Source organism: Vallitalea longa (assembly GCF_027923465.1).
Classification (GTDB): Bacteria; Bacillota; Clostridia; order Lachnospirales; family Vallitaleaceae; genus Vallitalea; species Vallitalea longa.
Genome location: NZ_BRLB01000001.1, coordinates 1088411 through 1109484, shown reverse-complemented (window position 1 = coordinate 1109484; position 21074 = coordinate 1088411). Strand labels below are relative to the sequence as shown.

Genomic DNA, 21074 nt, shown 5'->3' with positions numbered 1-21074 from the left:
ATGGGAATACAATTTTCAGGATTAGCTTCTGGGCTAGATACAGATAATATTATAAAAGAGCTTATGAAAGCTGAAAGATTAAAAGTCGATAGGGTTAAAAAAGATAAAACAAAACTTGAATGGAAAAAAGATATATGGAAAGATATGAATGCTAAGGTGTATTCTTTCTATACTAAATCTGTTTTTGACTTAAAATCTAAAGGAACTTTTTGTAAAAAGAATGCGTTATCATCTAATGAAGGTATTATATCAGCAAAAGCTGGTATTTCAGCAGTAGAAGGAACCCATACAATAAAGATTAATCGTCTAGCTAGAGGGTCTTTTCTAACAGGTAATGAGATAACAACAGATAAAAATAGTGAGGATATTACATCTTCAACGAAAGCCGGAGATCTAATTGATTTCGGAACTGATACCACAAAAGTAATAACAATTAGTCTTGATAATGGTAAGACAACGAAGGATATAGAAATATCAGCTAATAATACAATTTCTGAAATAACAGACAAGATAAAGAAGGAACAAGATAATATTAATATATCATTTGACAATAATTTTAATAGGTTAATGATGTCAACAAAAGATCAGGGACAAGAGCAACAAATTATAGTAAGTGGTGATGATGAATTATTGTCTGCACTAGGATTACAGGATGCAGAAGGTGGAAAACCTTCGACAAGAATAGGGACTAATGGGCAGGATGCAGAATTTGTATATAATGGTACAACTTTAACTTCAAATAGCAATGAGGTTAATATAAATGGTCTCACATTAGCGTTAAAAGATGAAGGGGTATCTGCCAATATAACAGTTAACCAGGATACAGACGCTATATACAATAAAGTTAAAGATTTTGTGAATGAGTATAATGAAATACTTTTAGAAATGAATATCAAAGTTAATGCAGATAGAGCAAAAGGATATGAACCTTTAACACAAGAAGAAAAAAAAGCTATGTCAGATGATGATATTAAGCTTTGGGAAGATAAAATTAAGAATTCATTATTAAGACGAGACGATATTCTATCTGGATTAAAAGATTCTATGAGAAATATTTTAGGTACTAGTTCTGGAGTAGATACCAGTGATTTTAAATATGACTTTTTATCTGATTTAGGTATTGTAACGGGTGATTATAGTGAAAGAGGACTTTTACATATCAATGGAGATGAAGATGACCCATTATACGCTGCTAAAACTAATACATTAAAAGAAGCTATAGAAGAAGACCCAGAAAAAGTTGCAGAACTATTAAATGCAGTTGGAAGAGAGCTTCATTCTGTAATGCAAGATAAAATGAAGGGTTCTGGGGTAAGTAGTGCACTAACATTTTATAATGACAAAGAAATGGATAATAGAATTGATGAGTATGCTGATCGTATTGAAGAACTAGAAGATAAATTAACTGTAATAGAGCAAAGATATTACCAACAGTTTACGGCAATGGAAAAAGCAATTCAAGCTATGAATAGCCAAAGTGCATCATTAGTATCAATGTTAGGAGGAGGGTCACAATGATAGCTAATAATGGATATAACAAATACCAAAACAATGCTATACTAACAGCTTCTCCACAAGAACTTACACTGATGCTTTATAATGGAGCGATTAAATTTTGTAACCAAGCTATAGAGGCTATAGATGATAAAGAAATGGAAAAAACTCATAATTATATAACTAGAGTAGAAGATATCATACAAGAATTCATAATCACACTAGATGACAAATATCCAGTTTCCAAAAACTTTAAAACAATGTATAATTATATCAACGAAAGACTCATAGAAGCAAATGTAAACAAAGATAAGGAAGTACTCGAAGAAGTGCTAGGACTCCTAAGAGAATTACGTGATACATGGAAAGAAGCTATGAAACTTGCAAAGATTCCTAAGAATAAGAGCACAAATAACATAACAGAATAAAGGAGTGAAGTGATACTATGGATATAGCAGCACTATCAACATCTTTGTCACAAGGTAAAATAATGTCTCAGGTTAACATATCATTATCAAAAATGGGAATGGATCTAGCAAAAGAACAGGGACAAGCTTTAACTAAACTAATGGAATCGTCAGTTAATCCAAATATAGGAGCTAATATAGATATTAAACTATAACATAATATTTGCCTATATTAATAGAAAAGAGGTATTTGTATGTCTAGTATTAACACCTATCTTAATATCCTTATAGATTCGTTGGATGAAAAGTCTGACGTTCTTAAAAAGATTTATGAAGTGACTAAGAAACAAAATGAATATGTTAACCAAGAAAAAATTGAATTAGAAGATTTTAACGTATTTATAACAGAGAAACAACAATATATTGATGCTCTAGAAATACTTGATTCTGGATTTCAATCAACATTTGAAAGAATATCAGAAGAACTTAAGCAAAATACTAATCTATATAAAGATAAAATAAAATTACTAAAGGATAAAATAACCAGTGTTTCAGAAATAGGTATTGAAATACAAGTTCTCGAAGAAAAAAATAAAATCATGATAGAAGATCATTTTAATAATAAGAAAAGAAAAATAAAGACTTTCAAGAAAAGCAAAAAGACGGCAACTAATTATTATAAGAATATGAATAACTCTTTTAAGGAACAATCATATTTTTTAGATAAGAAAAAATAGCTATTTTTTATAAGAAGTCAATAAATAGCATTAATTAATAAAAATATGTCAAAAACCTTGACAGCAGAACCTACAATATGATATATTATATAAGCATATTTGTAGGGCTCTTTTTTTTATGCCGTAAAATAATATGTATTTCTCTAAACTTATAGACAAGTGGAGGTGGAAGTTGTGCGTGTCAAAATAACTTTAGAATGTACTGAATGCAAGCAAAGAAATTACAACACAACAAAAGAGAAAAGATTACATCCAGAAAGACAAGAAACAAAAAAATACTGTAGATTCTGTAGAAAGCATACTCTTCATAAAGAGACTAAATAAATTTCTATAGTCTGCACAAAGGAAGTGAAAACATGGGTGACGCAAAAGTTGTTAAAAAGAAGAGTTTTTTCAAAGGGTTAAAAGGTGAATTCAGAAAAATAGTTTGGCCTGACAGAACAACATTAGCAAAACAAACAGTTACTGTAATATTTGTTTCCTTATTGGTTGGAGCTATGATTACTGTAATAGACCTATTGTTTCAAGCAGGAGTAGGGTATATTTATTAGAAAAACAGGTATACTCTTCAAGTAGGTAAGATTATGCAACCATTATGGTTTTTAATCTAAGTGAAATAAGTAAAGAAGGATGGTTCTATGGCAGAAGAAGCTAAATGGTTTGTTGTTCATACTTATTCAGGGTATGAGAACAAAGTTAAGGCTAATATTGAAAAATTAGTAGATAACAGAAAATTACATGACCAAATATTAGAGGTAATAGTACCACTATACAAAGTTGTAGAAGAGAAAAATGGAAATAAAAAAGAAGTTGAGAAAAAAACATTTCCAGGATACGTTATCATTAAAATGGTTATGAATGACGATACTTGGTACGTTGTAAGAAATACAAGAGGTGTTACTGGATTCGTAGGACCTGGGTCAAAACCTGTACCTTTATCTGAAGAAGAAATTAAGAATATGGGTATTGATATTGAGGTCGTTAACATTGAGGTAGCTGTAGGCGATTCCGTTAAAGTTACTGAAGGACCATTTGAAGGGTCTGTCGGAGTTGTTAAGGAAATTCATGAGCATAAACGTACCGTAATAGTTAATCTTTCAATATTTGGTAGAGAAACACCAGTAGAATTAGACTTTACGAAAATGGAAAAAATTTAATTTATTATTGGTTTTATAGTATGAATATTAATTGTTCATGCTAGTGGGAGGGAAATCCCGTTAAATACCACAAAATTCAGGAGGTGCCCTTAATGGCTAAGAAAGTTACAGGAATGATAAAATTACAAATTCCAGCTGGTAAAGCTACACCAGCACCACCAGTAGGTCCAGCACTAGGACAACATGGTGTCAACATAATGCAATTTACAAAAGAATTCAATGCTAAAACAGCTGATCAAGCAGGAATGATTATTCCAGTAGTAATTACTGTATATCAAGATAGAAGTTTTAGTTTTATCACTAAGACTCCACCAGCAGCTATATTACTTAAAAAAGCTTGTAAAATTGACTCTGGTTCAGGAGTTCCAAATAAAACAAAAGTAGCTACAATTTCTAAAGATGAAGTTAAGAAAATTGCAGAACTTAAAATGAAAGACTTGAATGCAAGTTCTATTGAATCTGCAATGAGTATGATTGCAGGAACTGCAAGAAGCATGGGAATTGTTGTAGAAGAATAGAGATTGACTACAAAATTCACACTGTGGGAGGGTTGCTCCCGATATTACCACAAGGAGGTTAATGAAATGAAAAGAGGAAAAAGATATAAAGAGGCGGCTAAATTAGTCGATAGAACAACACTTTATGATCCAAAAGAAGCAGCAGATATTGTTGTAAAAACAGCTAGTGCTAAATTTGACGAAACTATAGAATGTCATATTAAATTAGGTGTAGACAGTCGTCATGCTGACCAACAAGTGCGTGGAGCTGTAGTGCTTCCACACGGAACAGGTAAAACAGTTAGAGTATTAGTATTTGCAAAAGGCGATAAAGTAAAAGAAGCAGAAGAAGCAGGAGCAGATTTCGTTGGAGGAAATGAATTACTTCCAAAGATTCAAAACGAAGGTTGGTTAGACTTTGATGTTGTAGTAGCAACACCTGATATGATGGCAGTTGTAGGTAGACTTGGACGTATACTTGGTCCAAAAGGATTAATGCCAAATCCAAAAGCTGGAACAGTAACAATGGATGTTGCAAAAGCTATTAAGGAAATAAAAGCAGGTAAAATTGAGTATAGATTAGATAAAACTAATATTATTCATGTTCCAATCGGAAAAGTATCATTTGGAACAGAAAAGATTACGGACAACTTCCACACTTTAATGAGCGCAATTATAAAGGCTAGGCCATCGGCTGCCAAAGGTCAATATTTAAGAAGTGTTGCAATCACTTCAACAATGGGACCTGGAATCAAAATCAACGGAGACAAATTAACTGCTATTGAAAAGTAGTTGACAAGTTATTATATAGATGATATAATACGTTGGAAAATTAAATAAAAGGTAATTGATTCAATTACCATAATGCCGTAGACAGTAGGTACTGATTTAGTATAAAGGGAAACCACCTACCGAGGAATAACAATATTAATTACAGATTCAATCTGATTTATGATTATATTGATTTATATACCTCTTTGTCTATTGGCAAAGAGGTTTTATTTTATTAAATATGAAAGTTTACTTTCTATTTACATTGAAATCTTTTATGAGGCGTAGCCTCTTTGTTCTTAAGTAATAAACTTTATGTTTTTACTTATATAATACGATGTTTAATCGTACTAAGAAAATATACAGAGTATGTTTTCTGTCGGCAACTTGAATCTAAGGAGGTGTGCAGGATGCCAAATGTAGAATTAAAGCAAACAGTAGTAGATGAAATCAAATCAAGACTTGATGGCGCATCATCTGTAGTGCTTGTTGATTATCGTGGTTTATCTGTTGAACAAGATACAAAACTTCGTAAAGACCTTAGAGAAGGAAATGTTATCTATAAAGTTTATAAAAACACAATGATGAATTTTGCTTTCAAAGGTACTGAGTTTGAAGAATTGAAAAACCACTTAGCAGGTCCTAGTGCTATTGCAATTAGTTATGATGATCCTACTGCTGGACCAAGAATACTTAAAAATGTAGCAAAAGACTTTGATAAGCTTGCTTTTAAAGCTGGTGTTGTTGAAGGAGTTTATTATGATGTTGATGGTATTAAGAAAGTAGCTTCTATACCTGCAAGAGATGAATTACTTGCTAAATTACTTGGAAGCTTCCAATCTCCTATTTCAACATTTGCTCGTACAGTTAAAGCTATCGCTGATAAGGTAGAAGAAACTGGAGCTGAAACAGCTGCTTCATTAGTAGGTGCAAAAGTAGAAGAAGAAGTACAAGAAAAAACAGAAGAATAATATAAAAATTTCGGAGGTGTATAATAATGGCAAAATTAACTACAGCAGAAATAATTGATGCTATTAAAGAATTATCAGTTTTAGAATTAAACGATTTAGTAACAGCGTGTGAAGAAGAATTTGGTGTATCTGCAGCAGCAGGTGTCGTAATGGCAGCTCCTGGAGCAGCAGGCGCAGCAGCAGAAGAAAAAACTGATTTTGATGTTGAATTAACAGCAGCAGGATCACAAAAAATCAAAGTAATCAAAGCAGTAAGAGAGATTACTGGTTTAGGATTAAAAGAAGCAAAATCATTAGTTGAAGGTGCTCCAACAAATGTTAAAGAAGGCGTAGCTAAAGATCAAGCTGAAGAAATGAAAGCTAAATTAGAAGAAGTTGGCGCATCTGTAACATTAAAATAATATTATCAATAAGCCTCTAGCAGGTGCTAGAGGCTGAATTTATAAAAAGTAAATATTTCGATAGAGTATAGGATATCATATAAAAAAGATTATCCTACAACTTAATCTCATTGAATGCGGCTCATGGTCGCTTTTATTAATTTCTAATAATACTTGGTAAATCGTTCAAAAAATATATTTTAAATCAAACAAAATAATATTCTTAAAAAAATTCCAAAAAATTATTGACACGAGTTGTAATGTGTGGTAACATTTGATAATGCATTATTGTGGAGTTGTATGCTCATTAGTCGTGTATACAAAAAACTTAGGTAATAATAGATAAAGAAAAATAACTCCAAAGAGTTGATTTTTACTGATATAAGACCATTTAGTATTCTAAATGAATAATAATTTAATAGATGTCAATGATATAAAAGATGATTAATGATACATGATGATACTGGCAATATATTATTTTTTGCCAAAAATCATAGTATTTTTAGATAAATTTAAATTTAGCCAAGGGGTGAAACGTACATGGAAAAAAACAGAATTCGACCTATGAAAATCGGGAGAGGCGTTAGAATGAGTTACTCCCGTAAAAAAGAAGTCCTAGACATGCCTAATCTAATAGAAGTTCAAAAAAACTCTTATCAATGGTTTTTGAAAGAAGGACTTAAGGAAGTATTTCGTGATATATCCCCTATTACTGATTATAGTGGGAATTTGGTACTAGAACTTATAGACTTCTCACTTAATAAAGAATTAAAGTACACAATTGAAGAATGCAAAGAAAGAGATGCCACTTATGCGGCTCCGTTAAAGGTAAAAGTTAGACTTATCAATAAAGAAAAAGATGAAATCAATGAACATGAAATCTTTATGGGTGATTTACCTGTAATGACTGAAACAGGTACTTTTATTATTAATGGTGCTGAGAGAGTTATTGTTAGTCAATTAGTTCGTTCGCCTGGTATATATTATAATATCAATTTTGACAAGATTGGTAAAAAATTATTTTCAGCAACTGTTATCCCTAATAGAGGGGCTTGGTTAGAATATGAAACTGATTCTAACGATATTTTTTACGTGCGTGTTGATAGAACAAGAAAAGTACCAATAACAGTACTAATACGTACATTAGGTATCGGCACAGATGCAGCTATTGTGGATTTATTCGGGGAAGAGCCTAAAATACTTGCAAGTATTGAAAAAGATGGAACAACATCATATGAAGAAGGCTTAATTGAGATATATAAACGTATCAGACCGGGAGAACCACCAACAGTTGAAAGTGCTGAGTCATTAATTAATACAATGTTTTTTGATCCTAGAAGATATGACTTGGCTAAAGTAGGACGATATAAATTTAATAAGAAATTGGCTCTAAAAAATAGAGTAAAAGGATTTCCTTTATCAGAATCAGTTGTTGATACTTCAACCGGTGAAGTCATAGCTGAAGCTGGAACTGTAATTACTGAAGAAATGGCAGATGAAATTCAGGATGCAGCTATACCATATGTTTGGGTTACAGTGGAAGACCGAAAAGTAAAAGTATTATCTAACTTAGCAGTAGATATTACTAAATATGTAGATATTAATCCAAAAGAATTTGATATATATGAAAAAGTTTATTATAAAGCTTTACAAGAAATATTAGAAGAGTACGATGACATAGAAGACATAAAACAAGCAATAAAAAGAAACATACATGAATTAGTTCCAAAACACATCACTAAAGAAGATATTCTAGCTTCAATCAACTATAATATAGCATTGGAATACGGTATTGGTAACAAAGATGATATCGACCATTTAGGAAATAGAAGAATTCGTGCAGTAGGTGAATTACTACAAAACCAATTTAGAATAGGTTTATCAAGACTAGAACGTGTTGTTAGAGAAAGAATGACAATACAAGATAGTGATGGTATATCACCACAAACATTAATAAATATAAGACCTGTTACAGCAGCTATTAAAGAATTCTTTGGTAGTTCACAGCTGTCACAATTTATGGACCAAAATAATCCTCTAGCAGAATTGACTCATAAAAGACGTTTGTCAGCTCTTGGACCAGGTGGTCTATCAAGAGAGCGTGCAGGTTTTGAAGTTCGTGACGTCCATCATTCCCATTATGGTAGAATGTGTCCTATCGAAACACCTGAGGGACCTAACATCGGACTTATTAACTCATTAGCATGCTATGCTAGAATTAACGAATATGGATTTATTGAAGCACCTTATAGAAAATTAGATAAATCTTCTGGAGAGCCTATAGTTACAGATGAAGTTATATATGTAACTGCTGATGAAGAAGAAAACTATAGAGTAGCTCAAGCTAACGAACCACTTGATGAAGAAGGACATTTCTTGCACAAGTACGTTACAGGAAGACATAGAGAAGATATATTGGAGATGGATGCCAATGCAATTGATTTAATGGACGTATCACCAAAACAATTGTTCTCAGTGGCAACATCAATGATTCCATTCTTAGAGAATGATGATGCTAACCGTGCATTAATGGGATCTAACATGCAACGACAAGCTGTACCATTACTTATGACAGATTCTTCAATTGTAGGTACTGGTATGGAATACAAAGCAGCTATTGACTCAGGTGTAGTAATAATAGCTAAAAGAAAAGGTATTGTAGAAAGAGTTGCATCCAAAAAAGTAGTTATTAAAACAGATGATGGCCAACGTGATATCTATAAATTACAGAAGTTTTCACGAAGTAACCAAGGTACGTGTATAAACCAAAGACCTATTGTCACTAAAGGTCAGAGAGTTGAAGTTGGTGAAGTTATTGCTGATGGACCATCAACAGATCATGGTGAAATCGCATTAGGTAAAAATCCACTAATCGGTTTTATGACTTGGGAAGGTTATAACTTCGAGGATGCGATTTTGTTAAGTGAAAATCTAGTAAAAGAAGATGTATATACATCTGTTCATATAGAAGAATACGAAGCAGAAGCAAGAGATACTAAGCTTGGACCAGAAGAAATTACAAGAGATGTACCAGGTGTTGGTGAAGATGCACTAAAAGACTTAGATGAAAGAGGTATTATTAGAATAGGTGCAGAAGTGCGAGCTAATGATATTCTAGTAGGAAAAGTTACACCAAAAGGTGAAACTGAACTTACAGCAGAAGAAAGGCTTCTTAGAGCAATCTTTGGAGAAAAAGCTAGAGAAGTTAGGGATACTTCCCTTAGAGTGCCTCACGGAGAAACTGGTATAATCGTAGATGTAAAAGTATTTACAAGAGAAAACGGTGACGAATTGCCACCTGGAGTTAATCAATCAGTAAGAGCTTATATAGCTCAGAAAAGAAAGATTTCAGTTGGAGATAAAATGGCTGGTAGACATGGAAACAAAGGTGTTATCTCCAGAATTTTACCAGTAGAAGATATGCCATTTTTACCAAATGGTAGACCATTAGATATCGTTCTTAATCCATTAGGGGTACCATCCCGTATGAACATAGGACAGGTACTTGAAGTCCATCTTGGCCTAGCTGCCAAAGCACTTGGATTTAAGATTGCAACACCTGTTTTTGATGGTGCAAACGAAGAAGATATCATGGATACACTTGATCTTGCAAATGATTACGTTAACAATGATTGGGATACATTCTGTGAAATGCATGCAGCATCATTAAAACCAGAAGTATTACAGTATTTGGATGAACATAAAGCTCATCGTGAAGAATGGGCTGGTGTACCAATTTCTAGAGATGGTAAGATTTTATTGAAAGATGGTAGAACAGGTGAATTCTTTGATAACCCTGTTACTGTAGGTTATATGCATTACCTTAAACTTCACCATTTGGTTGATGATAAAATTCATGCTAGATCAACTGGACCTTATTCATTAGTAACACAACAGCCATTAGGTGGTAAAGCACAGTTTGGTGGACAAAGATTTGGTGAGATGGAGGTATGGGCATTAGAAGCATATGGTGCTGCTTATACACTTCAAGAAATATTAACAGTAAAATCTGATGATGTAGTTGGACGTGTAAAAACTTACGAAGCAATAATCAAAGGAGAAAACATACCAGAACCAGGAATACCTGAATCATTTAAGGTATTATTAAAAGAATTACAATCATTAGCACTTGATGTAAAAATCCTTAGAAGTGATGATACAGAAATCGAAATCAAAGAAAATATGGACGATGTAGATGACTTATCAATTAACTTAGAAGGAAAAGAGGATGAATATAATCCTGAGATGGCTAATAATGCACCTGGTAAGAAAGAAACTACAGAAGCAAATGAGCTTTTTGATGATATAGAAGATGATAGTTATGAAGAATTTGATGCAGATAAATTTATAATATCAGATGAAAAAACATTATTTGATGATAAGAAGTAAGAAGGGAGTGTCCAAGAGTGCCAAACGAAAATATAGAGCAATCAGTGAGCTTTGATGCTATTAAGATTGGCTTAGCATCTCCTGAAAGAATTAGAGAATGGTCAAGGGGAGAAGTAAAGAAACCTGAAACAATCAACTACAGAACTTTAAAACCTGAAAGAGACGGTCTATTCTGTGAAAAGATATTTGGACCTAGTAAAGACTGGGAATGTCATTGCGGTAAATACAAGAAAATAAGATATAAAGGTGTAGTATGTGATCGCTGCGGTGTTGAGGTAACTAAGTCAAAAGTTCGTAGAGAGAGAATGGGACACATTGAATTAGCAGCCCCTGTTTCTCATATATGGTATTTTAAAGGAATACCAAGTAGAATGGGTTTAATTCTTGATTTATCTCCAAGAACCCTTGAAAAAGTATTATATTTTGCATCTTATATTGTTATTGATCCTGGTGAAACAGGTCTACAATATAAACAGATTCTAACAGAAAAAGAATACAGGGATGCTTATGAAAAATACGGCAATAAATTTAGAGCTGGTATGGGTGCTGAATCAATAAAAGAAGTATTAGCTAATATTCAGTTGGAAAAAGAATCAATAGAACTTAGAAAAGCTTTAAAAGAATCTTCAGGACAGAAACGAGCTAGAATAATAAAAAGATTAGAAGTAGTAGATGCCTTCTTCAAATCACAAAATAAGCCAGAATGGATGATACTGGAGGTTGTTCCAGTTATACCACCTGATCTTAGACCAATGGTTCAATTAGATGGTGGAAGATTTGCTACATCTGACTTAAATGATCTGTACAGAAGAGTTATCAATAGAAATAACAGACTTAAGAGATTACTTGACCTCGGTGCACCAGACATTATCGTAAGAAATGAAAAGAGAATGTTGCAAGAAGCTGTTGATGCACTTATAGATAACGGTAGAAGAGGAAGACCAGTAACAGGACCAGGTAATAGACCATTGAAGTCATTATCTGATATGTTAAAAGGTAAACAAGGCCGTTTTAGACAGAACTTATTGGGTAAACGTGTTGACTACTCAGGACGTTCGGTTATCGTAGTAGGCCCAGAACTTAAAATATTCCAATGTGGTTTACCAAAAGAGATGGCAATAGAATTATTTAAACCATTCGTAATGAAAAAGTTAGTTAGTGATGGTTTAGCTCATAATATAAAATCAGCTAAAAAGATGGTAGAGAGATTAGAATCAGATGTATGGGACGTATTAGAAGAAGTTATTAAAGAGCATCCTGTTATGCTTAACCGTGCCCCTACACTTCACCGTCTAGGTATTCAGGCTTTTGAACCAGTACTAGTAGAAGGTAAAGCCATTAAACTTCACCCATTAGTATGTACAGCATATAATGCTGACTTTGATGGTGACCAAATGGCTGTCCATGTACCTTTATCAGTAGAAGCACAAGCTGAATGTAGATTTTTACTTCTATCACCAAATAACTTATTAAAACCTTCAGATGGTGCTCCTGTATCAGTTCCTTCTCAGGATATGGTACTTGGTACTTACTATCTAACTCTTGAAAAAGAGAATGAAAAAGGTGAAGGTTGTTACTTTAAAGATGAAAATGAAGCAATGTTGGCTTATGAGAATAAACAGATAACTTTACATGCTAAGATATATGTTCAAAGAGTTATGATGGTCAATGATGAATTGAAAAAGCAATTTGTCAAAACATCAGTTGGTAGAATTATTTTTAACGAAGCTATACCTCAAGATCTTGGTTTTGCTACTAGAGTTAAACCAGAGGACATTTTCAAATATGAAATTGATTTCTTAGTTGGTAAAAAGCAGTTAAAAGATATATTATACAGATGTATCAATACTCATGGTTCTACTAAAACATCAGAAGTACTTGATGGAATTAAGAAACTCGGTTACAAATATTCAACAAGAGGTGCATTAACTGTATCTGTATCAGATATGGAAGTACCTGCTGTTAAAAAGGATATATTAAAGGAAGCAGAGCAGACTGTAGAAAAAATAACTAAACAATTCAAACGTGGATTCATGACTAACGAAGAAAGACGTCTAAAAGTTATTGAAACATGGAAAAAAGCAGATGATAATATTACAGATGCCTTATTAGGTGGACTTGGAAAATATAATAATATCTTCATGATGGCTGACTCTGGAGCCAGAGGTTCCGATAAGCAGATTAAGCAGTTAGGTGGTATGCGTGGACTTATGGCGGATACATCAGGTAAAACAATTGAATTGCCTATCAAATCTAACTTCCGTGAAGGTCTAGACGTTCTTGAGTATTTTATCTCAGCCCATGGAGCTAGAAAAGGTCTTGCTGATACAGCTTTACGTACAGCCGATTCAGGATATTTAACAAGAAGACTTGTTGATGTATCTCAAGATTTGATTATTAGAGAACATGATTGTTGTGATAAAGATCACGCTCCTGGAATGTGGATAAAAGCTTTCAAAGATGGTAACGAAGTAATTGAAAGTCTACAAGAAAGAATTACTGGAAGATGGTCTGTTGAGGAAATAAAAAATCCAGAGACAGGTGAAGTAATAGTTGAAGCGGATACACTTATTACACCAATAAAAGCAAAAGCGGTTGTGGATGCAGGTATAGATAAAGTTCATATAAGAACAGTTCTTACTTGTAGATCAGAAATTGGAGTATGTGCTAAATGTTATGGAGCCAATATGGCAACTGGATTACCTGTTCAAGTAGGGGAGTCCGTTGGTATCATAGCTGCACAATCAATCGGTGAGCCAGGTACACAGCTTACAATGCGTACTTTCCATACAGGTGGTATTGCTGGAGACGATATTACACAAGGTCTTCCTCGTGTAGAGGAACTTTTTGAAGCTAGAAAGCCAAAAGGATTGGCAATAATTGCTGAATTTGGTGGAACAGTTAAGATTAACGATACACGTAAAAAACGTGAAGTTGTAGTATCAAATGATGAAACTGGTGAAAGTAAAGCTTATCTAATACCTTATGGTTCAAGAATCAAGGTAATGGATGGGGATGTAATTAATGCTGGTGACGAATTAACGGAAGGTAGTGTTAATCCACATGATATCTTGAAAATAAAAGGAATCAGAAGTGTTCAGGACTACATGTTACAAGAAGTTCAACGTGTCTATAGACTTCAAGGTGTGGAAATTAACGATAAGCATATAGAAGTAATAGTTAGACAGATGTTGAAGAAATTAAGAATAGAAAATAGTGGTGATAGTGACTTCTTACCAGGAAGTTTAGTTGACAGACTAGAATTTGAGAAGATCAATGATGAACTTCAAAGTAATGGTTTAGAAGCAGCGGAAGGAACTCAAGTTATGCTTGGTATAACAAAAGCTTCTCTAGCTACTAATTCATTCCTATCAGCAGCTTCTTTCCAAGAAACTACAAAAGTATTGACAGAAGCCGCAATAAAAGGAAAATCAGATCCACTTATAGGATTAAAAGAAAATGTTATAATAGGTAAGCTTATACCTGCTGGAACAGGTATGCATCGATATAGAAGTGTAGGAATTGAGAAGTTCGTTGAAGAAGAACCATTAATTGATGACGTTTTATTTGAAGAATAAAAAATTATAATGTATAATTTGCCCTAGATTTTTATAAAATCTAGGGTGTTTTATTAAAATCCTTGACATTTATAAAGAATAGTGTTAAAATTCAGCAGTGTGCATTGAAATATTTTTTATTAGTGACCGAAAGGGATGATCTATGTGCACCGATTAAAGACTAATTCCAAAGTAATTGGGATGAAACAGACTCTAAAAGCTCTTGAGAATCAAGACGTAAAAGTGCTTTATGTAGCGAAAGATGCGCAAAGTAAGGTTACTATAAAAGCTATTGAGTTAGCTAAGAGTCAGCAAATTCCTGTAGTATATATTAATACTATGGTGGAATTAGGTTCAGTTTGCGATGTAGAAGTAAAAACAGCAACCGCAGCACTAATTAAATAAGATGTTAGGGCATCTTAAAAAAATTACAGGAGGTGAAATTGATGCCTACTATTAACCAATTAATAAGAAAAGGTAGAGAGGTTTCAACTAAGAAATCAACAGCGCCAGCTCTTCAAAAAGGTTATAATTCATTACACAAAAGAACTACTAATATATCTTCACCACAAAAAAGAGGTGTTTGTACAGCAGTAAAAACAGCTACTCCTAAAAAACCAAACTCAGCTCTTCGTAAAATTGCAAGGGTTCGTTTAACAAATGGTATCGAAGTAACAGGTTATATTCCTGGTGAAGGACATAACCTACAAGAACATAGTGTTGTTCTACTAAGAGGTGGAAGGGTAAAAGACTTACCTGGTACACGTTATCATGTTGTTAGGGGTACACTAGATACAGCTGGTGTAGCTGACCGTAAACAATCACGTTCCAAGTATGGAGCAAAGAGACCAAAAAAATAATTCTTAAGTCATTGATTACTAAAATCAATAATTAGTATTTTATATGAGGAAAACCCCAGTAATATGCTAATTAGTGCTAGGTAAAACCGGAATATTACCTGTAGGTTGCAGGATTATATATATATTACGATATACCGAGCACGAACATGGATAACTTATTCATGAGTACCGAAGAATTAATTATTATTAAGGAGGGAAGAGCCGTGCCACGTAAAGGACATATTCAAAAAAGAGAAGTATTAGCTGATCCAATATACAGTGATAAAGTTGTAACTAAACTTATCAATAACATCATGTTAGATGGTAAAAAGGGAGTTGCACAAAAAATTGTATACGGAGCATTTGAAAAAGTAGCTGATAAAACAGGAAAAGATGCAGTAGAAGTTTTTAAAGAAGCTATGAACAATATTATGCCTGTTCTTGAAGTTAAAGCTAGACGTGTTGGTGGATCTACTTACCAAGTTCCTATGGAAGTTAGACCAGAGAGAAGACAAGCATTAGGACTTCGTTGGTTAACTATCTACACACGTAAGCGTGGAGAAAGAACTATGGTTGATCGTTTAGCTGCTGAAATTATGGACGCAGCAAACAATACTGGTGCTTCAGTTAAGAAGAGAGAAGATACTCACAAAATGGCAGAAGCAAACAAGGCATTTGCACATTACAGATTCTAATTGTAATTGCAAACAATTATATATTATTTTAATATAGTGTATATAGTTACACCAAATTACTAATAATGCATATAATAATGTGTTGTAAAAAAAAGGTATGCGGAAATTTTATTTTCCGCATAATAATCAATAAATTGTAGCTAAGAAACCGTTGATTACCAAAGGAGGAATAAACTTTGGATGGAAGACAATTCCCACTAGAGAGAACTAGAAATATTGGGATCATGGCTCATATTGATGCAGGTAAAACAACACTAACAGAACGTATCTTATTCTATACTGGAAGAACTCACAAGATTGGGGAAACTCATGAAGGTGCAGCTCAGATGGACTGGATGGAACAAGAACAAGAAAGAGGAATAACTATTACTTCCGCAGCTACAACATGTCAATGGTTAAATCATAGGATTAATATTATTGATACACCGGGGCACGTTGACTTTACAGTAGAAGTAGAACGTTCACTCCGTGTTTTAGATGGTTCTGTAGGTGTATTTTGTGCAAAAGGTGGAGTTGAGCCACAATCCGAGACAGTATGGCGTCAAGCAGATAAATATAGAGTACCTAGAATGGCATTTGTTAATAAAATGGATATTATGGGTGCAGATTTCTATAACGCTGTTGACATGATGAGAGATAGACTTGGTGCCAATGCAGTACCAATCCAATTACCAATTGGAGCAGAAGATGATTTTGTCGGTCTTATTGACTTGATGAATATGAAATCATATATTTACAAAGACGATTTAGGTCAAGAAATATCAGAAGAAGAAATACCAGCTGATATGTTAGAACAAGCAGAAGAATACAGAGAAGCTATGGTTGAAGCTATTGCTGAAACTGATGAAGATTTAATGGAAAAATATCTTGAAGGTGAAGAGGTTACTGTTAAAGAATTAAAGAAAGCTCTTAGAGCAGCAGTTATTAATGTTGATATTATACCTGTTCTATGTGGAACAGCATATAGAAACAAAGGTGTCCAAAAATTATTAGATGCAGTTGTTGAATTTATGCCAGCTCCAATAGATGTACCTGCTATTCAAGGTATTGACCCAGATACAGAAGAAGAAGTAGAAAGACCATCTTCAGACGAAGAACCTTTCTCAGCATTAGCATTCAAGATTATGGCAGACCCATTTGTTGGAAAACTTGCATTCTTTAGAGTTTATTCAGGAACAACTAATTCAGGTTCTTATATATTTAACTCTACTAAGAATAAAAAAGAACGTATGGGACGTATTCTTCAAATGCATGCTAATAAAAGAGAAGAAATCAGTAAAGTATACTCAGGAGATATTGCAGCAGCAGTAGGTTTAAAAGTTACTTCAACTGGTGATACTCTATGTGATGAAAAGCATCCAGTAATACTTGAATCAATGATTTTCCCAGAACCAGTTATTCACGTAGCTATAGAGCCTAAGACAAAAGCTGGTCAAGAAAAGATGGGTATCGCTCTTGCAAAATTAGCAGAAGAAGACCCAACATTCAAGACTCACACAGACCATGATACTGGTCAAACAATTATATCTGGTATGGGTGAACTTCATCTAGAAATCATTGTAGACCGTCTACTTAGAGAATTTAAAGTAGAAGCTAATGTAGGTCAACCTCAAGTTGCTTACAAAGAAACAATCACTAAAGAAGTTGAAGTTGAAGGTAAATTCGTACGTCAATCAGGTGGTCGTGGACAATACGGACATTGTAAAGTTAGATTCTCTCCAATGGACGTAAACAGTGAGGAAACTTATGAATTTGTTAATGCTATAGTTGGTGGATCTATTCCAAAAGAATATATACCAGCAGTAGATAATGGAATTCAAGATGCAATGAGTACTGGTATACTTGCAGGATATCCTGTACTTGGTATTAAAGCAGAGTGTTATGATGGATCATATCATGATGTTGACTCATCTGAAATGGCATTTAAGATTGCTGGTTCTATGGCATTTAAAGAAGCTATGAAAAAAGGTGGAGCAACTTTATGTGAACCAATCATGAGAGTTGACGTTTCAGTACCAGAAGATTACATGGGTGATGTTATTGGTGACATCAACTCACGTAGAGGACGTATTGAAGGTATGGAACCTCGTAATGGTGTTCAACAAATCCACGGATTTGTACCATTATCACAGATGTTCGGTTATGCTACTGACTTACGTTCCAAAACTCAAGGTAGAGGAACATATGTAATGCAATTCGATCATTTTGAGCCACTACCAAAATCAATACAAGAAAAGATTATTGCTGGTAAAGAAACAAATTAATTTGTACACTTTGACGAATAATCGTATTGTAATATGAAATAGTAATAAAAAACTTGCAAAATTTAATTTAATAAAATATAATTGAAAAAGAAGACCAATTCAGAAATGAATGGACAAATTAGGGGATTTGCCCTAGATATAAAAGGAGGAAGATTTTAAATGGCTAAAGCTAAATATGAAAGAACCAAACCACACGTTAATATTGGTACTATTGGACACGTTGACCATGGTAAAACAACATTAACAGCTGCAATTACAAAAACTATACATGAAAGATTAGGAACTGGAGAAGCAGTTGCTTTTGATAATATTGATAAAGCTCCAGAAGAGAGAGAACGTGGAATCACTATCTCAACAGCACACGTTGAGTACGAAACTGAAACTAGACACTACGCACACGTAGACTGTCCAGGCCATGCTGACTATGTTAAAAATATGATTACTGGTGCAGCACAAATGGATGGAGCTATCTTAGTTGTTTCAGCTGCAGATGGTCCAATGCCTCAAACCCGTGAGCATATTTTATTATCAGGCCAAGTTGGTGTTGAATATATTGTTGTTTTCATGAACAAATGTGACATGGTTGATGATGAAGAATTATTAGAATTAGTAGAAATGGAAATCAGAGAGTTATTAACTGAATATGATTTCCCAGGTGATGATATTCCTATCGTTATGGGTTCTGCTTTAAAAGCATTAGAAGACCCAACATCAGAATGGGGAGATAAGATCTTAGACTTAATGAAAGAAGTAGATGCTTATATTCCATCTCCAGAAAGAGATATTGACAAACCTTTCTTAATGCCTGTAGAAGACGTATTCTCAATTACTGGTCGTGGTACTGTTGCAACTGGTAGAGTTGAACGTGGAGTACTTCACGTATCTGACGAAATTGAAATCGTTGGAATTGGAGAATCAAGAAAAGTTGTTTGTACAGGAGTAGAAATGTTCCGTAAATTATTAGACGAAGCTCAAGCTGGTGATAACATCGGTGCATTACTTCGTGGTGTTCAAAGAGATGAAATCGAAAGAGGTCAAGTATTAGCTAAACCTGGTACAATTACTCCTCATACTAAATTTAAAGCACAAGTTTACGTTCTTAAAAAAGAAGAAGGTGGACGTCATACTCCATTCTTCTCAAACTATAGACCACAATTCTATTTCAGAACTACTGATATTACTGGTGTAATCAACCTTGCAGAAGGTGTAGAAATGTGTATGCCTGGTGATAACATTGAAATGGAAATTGAACTTATTGCTCCAATCGCTATGGAAAAAGGTTTACGTTTCGCTATCCGTGAGGGTGGAAGAACTGTAGGTGCTGGATCAGTAGCAGAAATTATTGAATAATATATTTTATTTAATATTGAAAAAGCAGTGCTTGATGCACTGCTTTTTTTATGGTTAGAATTGTTGGGGGCTAGGTGGAGGGGGTATTAGTGGTAGGTTTAACTTGCCTTACCCAAAAAGCGGTCGGTCTGCGTTAAACCTACCACTAATACCCCTGTAGTTTGGGCTAGTAAGCTTGTACGGGAGATATGTAATTGGATTCCCTTGTTTTTTTATAATAATTATGAGGAGTTATTAAAGGTAGTGTGTGGGGATAAGATGTTGTTGTTATGAGGTTGGTAGAGGTGTATGAGGTTGATTTTATAGATTGGTATGGGGATAAGATATTTTATTTGTTGATAGGGGGTTAATAATATTTTGATATCTATGAGAGAAGAAAAACATAGTGGTATTAGACAGTTCACCTAAAGGTTATGATAATTTTTATATGGTTTTGATAGGAAGAAGTATATAGGATTTGAGTTAAAGGGTTATGTACTTAGAAAAGTTAAGTTGATGAAGTATTATAATTACGTTAGGATTATTAGGTTTTTGATGAATAGGGCATTTATGGTCAAGAAATCAATATGATGTGATGATATAATATAGTTAATAATTCTAAGGAGGAGAGAGATAAAGAATGTATGAGTATAATGAGATGCAAGGAGTTATTGATTATATTGAAGAGCATTTAGATGAAGATTTGTGTATTGATATGTTGGCAGAGATGGGGATGTTGTCCAAGTTTTATTTTCAGAGGCTGTTTTATAAGCTTGTTGGTGTTACGGTTATGGAGTATGTTAGGTTAAGAAGATTGGCTAAGGCTTCTGAGGATATTAAAGATGGTGGAAAGATTACGGATATTGCTTTTAGGAATGGGTTTAATAGTTTAGAGAATTTTACAAGGACCTTTAAGGCGGTATATGATATGACACCTACTGAATATAAGAAGAAGGATATACCTCTTGCACATTTTTACAAGCCTGATTTGTCTTTGAAATACAGATCAGTGGATATTGGAGTTCCTCTGGTAGCTTCTGGAGTTGTTATAGAATTTAACGTTAAGAAGATAGAGGAAGACATTAAGATAATGGGAATTGTTAAAGAATGTGAGATGGGGGTTGCGGGTCAAGATAATCCTGGAGTTGCATGGAATGAGTATGTTGAAGTCAAGAAGGATATACTTAATCAGAGTGATGAGAATGTAGAGTTCGGTGTATCGTTTCCATCCAATAAGAAAGATTGGTTCAATTATCTGGCGGCAGTACAAGTTGATGATTTTGATGATAATGATAGCAGATTATATCAATATGTCATACCAAAAGGTTTATATGTAGTATGTACTTTTTCGGCAGAGAATTTCTTTGAGTTGACTAATGCAGCACTGGATAAGGCTATGGCTTATCTTTTGCAATCTTGGCTTCCTAACAGTGATTATGTCATGATAGGTGATTTTGCGGCAGAGTATTATGATTATAGGTGTCTAAAAGACCATCCCAATCCACAGCAAGTACAGGTACCGCCTATAGATATTATCAAGAATCCACCTGAAATGGATATAATGGTATTGGTTAAAAGAAAATAAAT

Annotated in this window: 19 protein-coding genes and 1 other annotated feature; all 19 genes read left to right on the top strand. The window is 33.8% G+C overall.

Features of this window, described 5'->3' with window-relative positions:
• The 19 genes from fliD (at nucleotide 1) to QMG30_RS04750 (ending at nucleotide 21072) form a co-directional block, all read left to right on the top strand.
• Entirely contained in the window at nucleotides 1–1518 is a 1518-nt protein-coding gene (fliD, locus tag QMG30_RS04840) for a flagellar filament capping protein FliD (protein ID WP_281812771.1), read from the top strand.
• Nucleotides 1515–1922, top strand: coding sequence for a flagellar export chaperone FliS (gene fliS / locus QMG30_RS04835; RefSeq protein WP_281812769.1), 408 nt, complete (start codon nucleotides 1515–1517; stop codon nucleotides 1920–1922). Before fliD ends, fliS begins: the two co-directional genes overlap by 4 nt.
• 17 nt (nucleotides 1923–1939) lie before the next feature.
• Entirely contained in the window at nucleotides 1940–2116 is a 177-nt protein-coding gene (locus QMG30_RS04830; RefSeq protein WP_281812767.1) for a YjfB family protein, read from the top strand.
• Between the two features lie 39 nt (nucleotides 2117–2155).
• Nucleotides 2156–2638 carry a flagellar export chaperone FlgN gene (gene flgN, locus QMG30_RS04825; RefSeq protein ID WP_281812765.1) on the top strand — a complete coding sequence of 161 codons (483 nt, stop codon included), beginning with the start codon at nucleotides 2156–2158 and terminating at the stop codon, nucleotides 2636–2638.
• A gap of 174 nt (nucleotides 2639–2812) precedes the next feature.
• Nucleotides 2813–2962 carry a 50S ribosomal protein L33 gene (rpmG, locus tag QMG30_RS04820; RefSeq protein WP_113672555.1) on the top strand — a complete coding sequence of 50 codons (150 nt, stop codon included), beginning with the start codon at nucleotides 2813–2815 and terminating at the stop codon, nucleotides 2960–2962.
• Between the two features lie 32 nt (nucleotides 2963–2994).
• Nucleotides 2995–3189: a preprotein translocase subunit SecE gene (secE, locus tag QMG30_RS04815; RefSeq protein WP_281812762.1), complete on the top strand. Its 195-nt coding sequence runs from the start codon at nucleotides 2995–2997 to the stop codon at nucleotides 3187–3189.
• A gap of 87 nt (nucleotides 3190–3276) precedes the next feature.
• Nucleotides 3277–3795 carry a transcription termination/antitermination protein NusG gene (gene nusG / locus QMG30_RS04810; protein ID WP_281812760.1) on the top strand — a complete coding sequence of 173 codons (519 nt, stop codon included), beginning with the start codon at nucleotides 3277–3279 and terminating at the stop codon, nucleotides 3793–3795.
• Nucleotides 3796–3887: 92 nt separating this feature from the next.
• Nucleotides 3888–4313 carry a 50S ribosomal protein L11 gene (gene rplK / locus QMG30_RS04805; RefSeq protein ID WP_281812758.1) on the top strand — a complete coding sequence of 142 codons (426 nt, stop codon included), beginning with the start codon at nucleotides 3888–3890 and terminating at the stop codon, nucleotides 4311–4313.
• A 66-nt stretch (nucleotides 4314–4379) separates the two neighbouring features.
• Nucleotides 4380–5084: a 50S ribosomal protein L1 gene (rplA, locus tag QMG30_RS04800; protein ID WP_281812756.1), complete on the top strand. Its 705-nt coding sequence runs from the start codon at nucleotides 4380–4382 to the stop codon at nucleotides 5082–5084.
• Nucleotides 5085–5141: 57 nt separating this feature from the next.
• Nucleotides 5142–5303: a sequence feature (ribosomal protein L10 leader region), on the top strand.
• Between the two features lie 170 nt (nucleotides 5304–5473).
• Nucleotides 5474–6034: a 50S ribosomal protein L10 gene (rplJ, locus tag QMG30_RS04795; RefSeq protein ID WP_281812754.1), complete on the top strand. Its 561-nt coding sequence runs from the start codon at nucleotides 5474–5476 to the stop codon at nucleotides 6032–6034.
• 26 nt (nucleotides 6035–6060) lie between these two features.
• Nucleotides 6061–6435, top strand: coding sequence for a 50S ribosomal protein L7/L12 (gene rplL / locus QMG30_RS04790; protein WP_281812752.1), 375 nt, complete (start codon nucleotides 6061–6063; stop codon nucleotides 6433–6435).
• Nucleotides 6436–6954: 519 nt separating this feature from the next.
• Nucleotides 6955–10803, top strand: coding sequence for a DNA-directed RNA polymerase subunit beta (gene rpoB, locus QMG30_RS04785; protein WP_281812750.1), 3849 nt, complete (start codon nucleotides 6955–6957; stop codon nucleotides 10801–10803).
• 17 nt (nucleotides 10804–10820) lie between these two features.
• The gene (rpoC, locus tag QMG30_RS04780; RefSeq protein ID WP_281812748.1) at nucleotides 10821–14381 is read left to right on the top strand and encodes a DNA-directed RNA polymerase subunit beta'; all 3561 of its coding nucleotides are present in this window, start codon (nucleotides 10821–10823) and stop codon (nucleotides 14379–14381) included.
• 144 nt (nucleotides 14382–14525) lie between these two features.
• A complete protein-coding gene (locus QMG30_RS04775) occupies nucleotides 14526–14765 on the top strand; it encodes a ribosomal L7Ae/L30e/S12e/Gadd45 family protein (protein WP_330680654.1) in 240 nt (79 codons plus the stop codon).
• Nucleotides 14766–14806: 41 nt separating this feature from the next.
• Nucleotides 14807–15220: a 30S ribosomal protein S12 gene (gene rpsL, locus QMG30_RS04770; RefSeq protein ID WP_281812744.1), complete on the top strand. Its 414-nt coding sequence runs from the start codon at nucleotides 14807–14809 to the stop codon at nucleotides 15218–15220.
• A gap of 203 nt (nucleotides 15221–15423) precedes the next feature.
• Nucleotides 15424–15894 (top strand): 30S ribosomal protein S7, encoded by a 471-nt coding sequence (rpsG, locus tag QMG30_RS04765; RefSeq protein WP_281812742.1) that lies wholly within the window; start codon nucleotides 15424–15426, stop codon nucleotides 15892–15894.
• A gap of 176 nt (nucleotides 15895–16070) precedes the next feature.
• Nucleotides 16071–18158, top strand: coding sequence for an elongation factor G (fusA, locus tag QMG30_RS04760; RefSeq protein WP_281812740.1), 2088 nt, complete (start codon nucleotides 16071–16073; stop codon nucleotides 18156–18158).
• A 159-nt stretch (nucleotides 18159–18317) separates the two neighbouring features.
• Complete coding sequence (gene tuf, locus QMG30_RS04755) at nucleotides 18318–19508, top strand: elongation factor Tu (protein WP_281812738.1); 1191 nt, start codon at nucleotides 18318–18320, stop codon at nucleotides 19506–19508.
• A gap of 619 nt (nucleotides 19509–20127) precedes the next feature.
• Nucleotides 20128–21072, top strand: coding sequence for an AraC family transcriptional regulator (locus QMG30_RS04750; RefSeq protein ID WP_281812736.1), 945 nt, complete (start codon nucleotides 20128–20130; stop codon nucleotides 21070–21072).
• The last annotated feature ends 2 nt before the right edge of the window (nucleotides 21073–21074 follow it).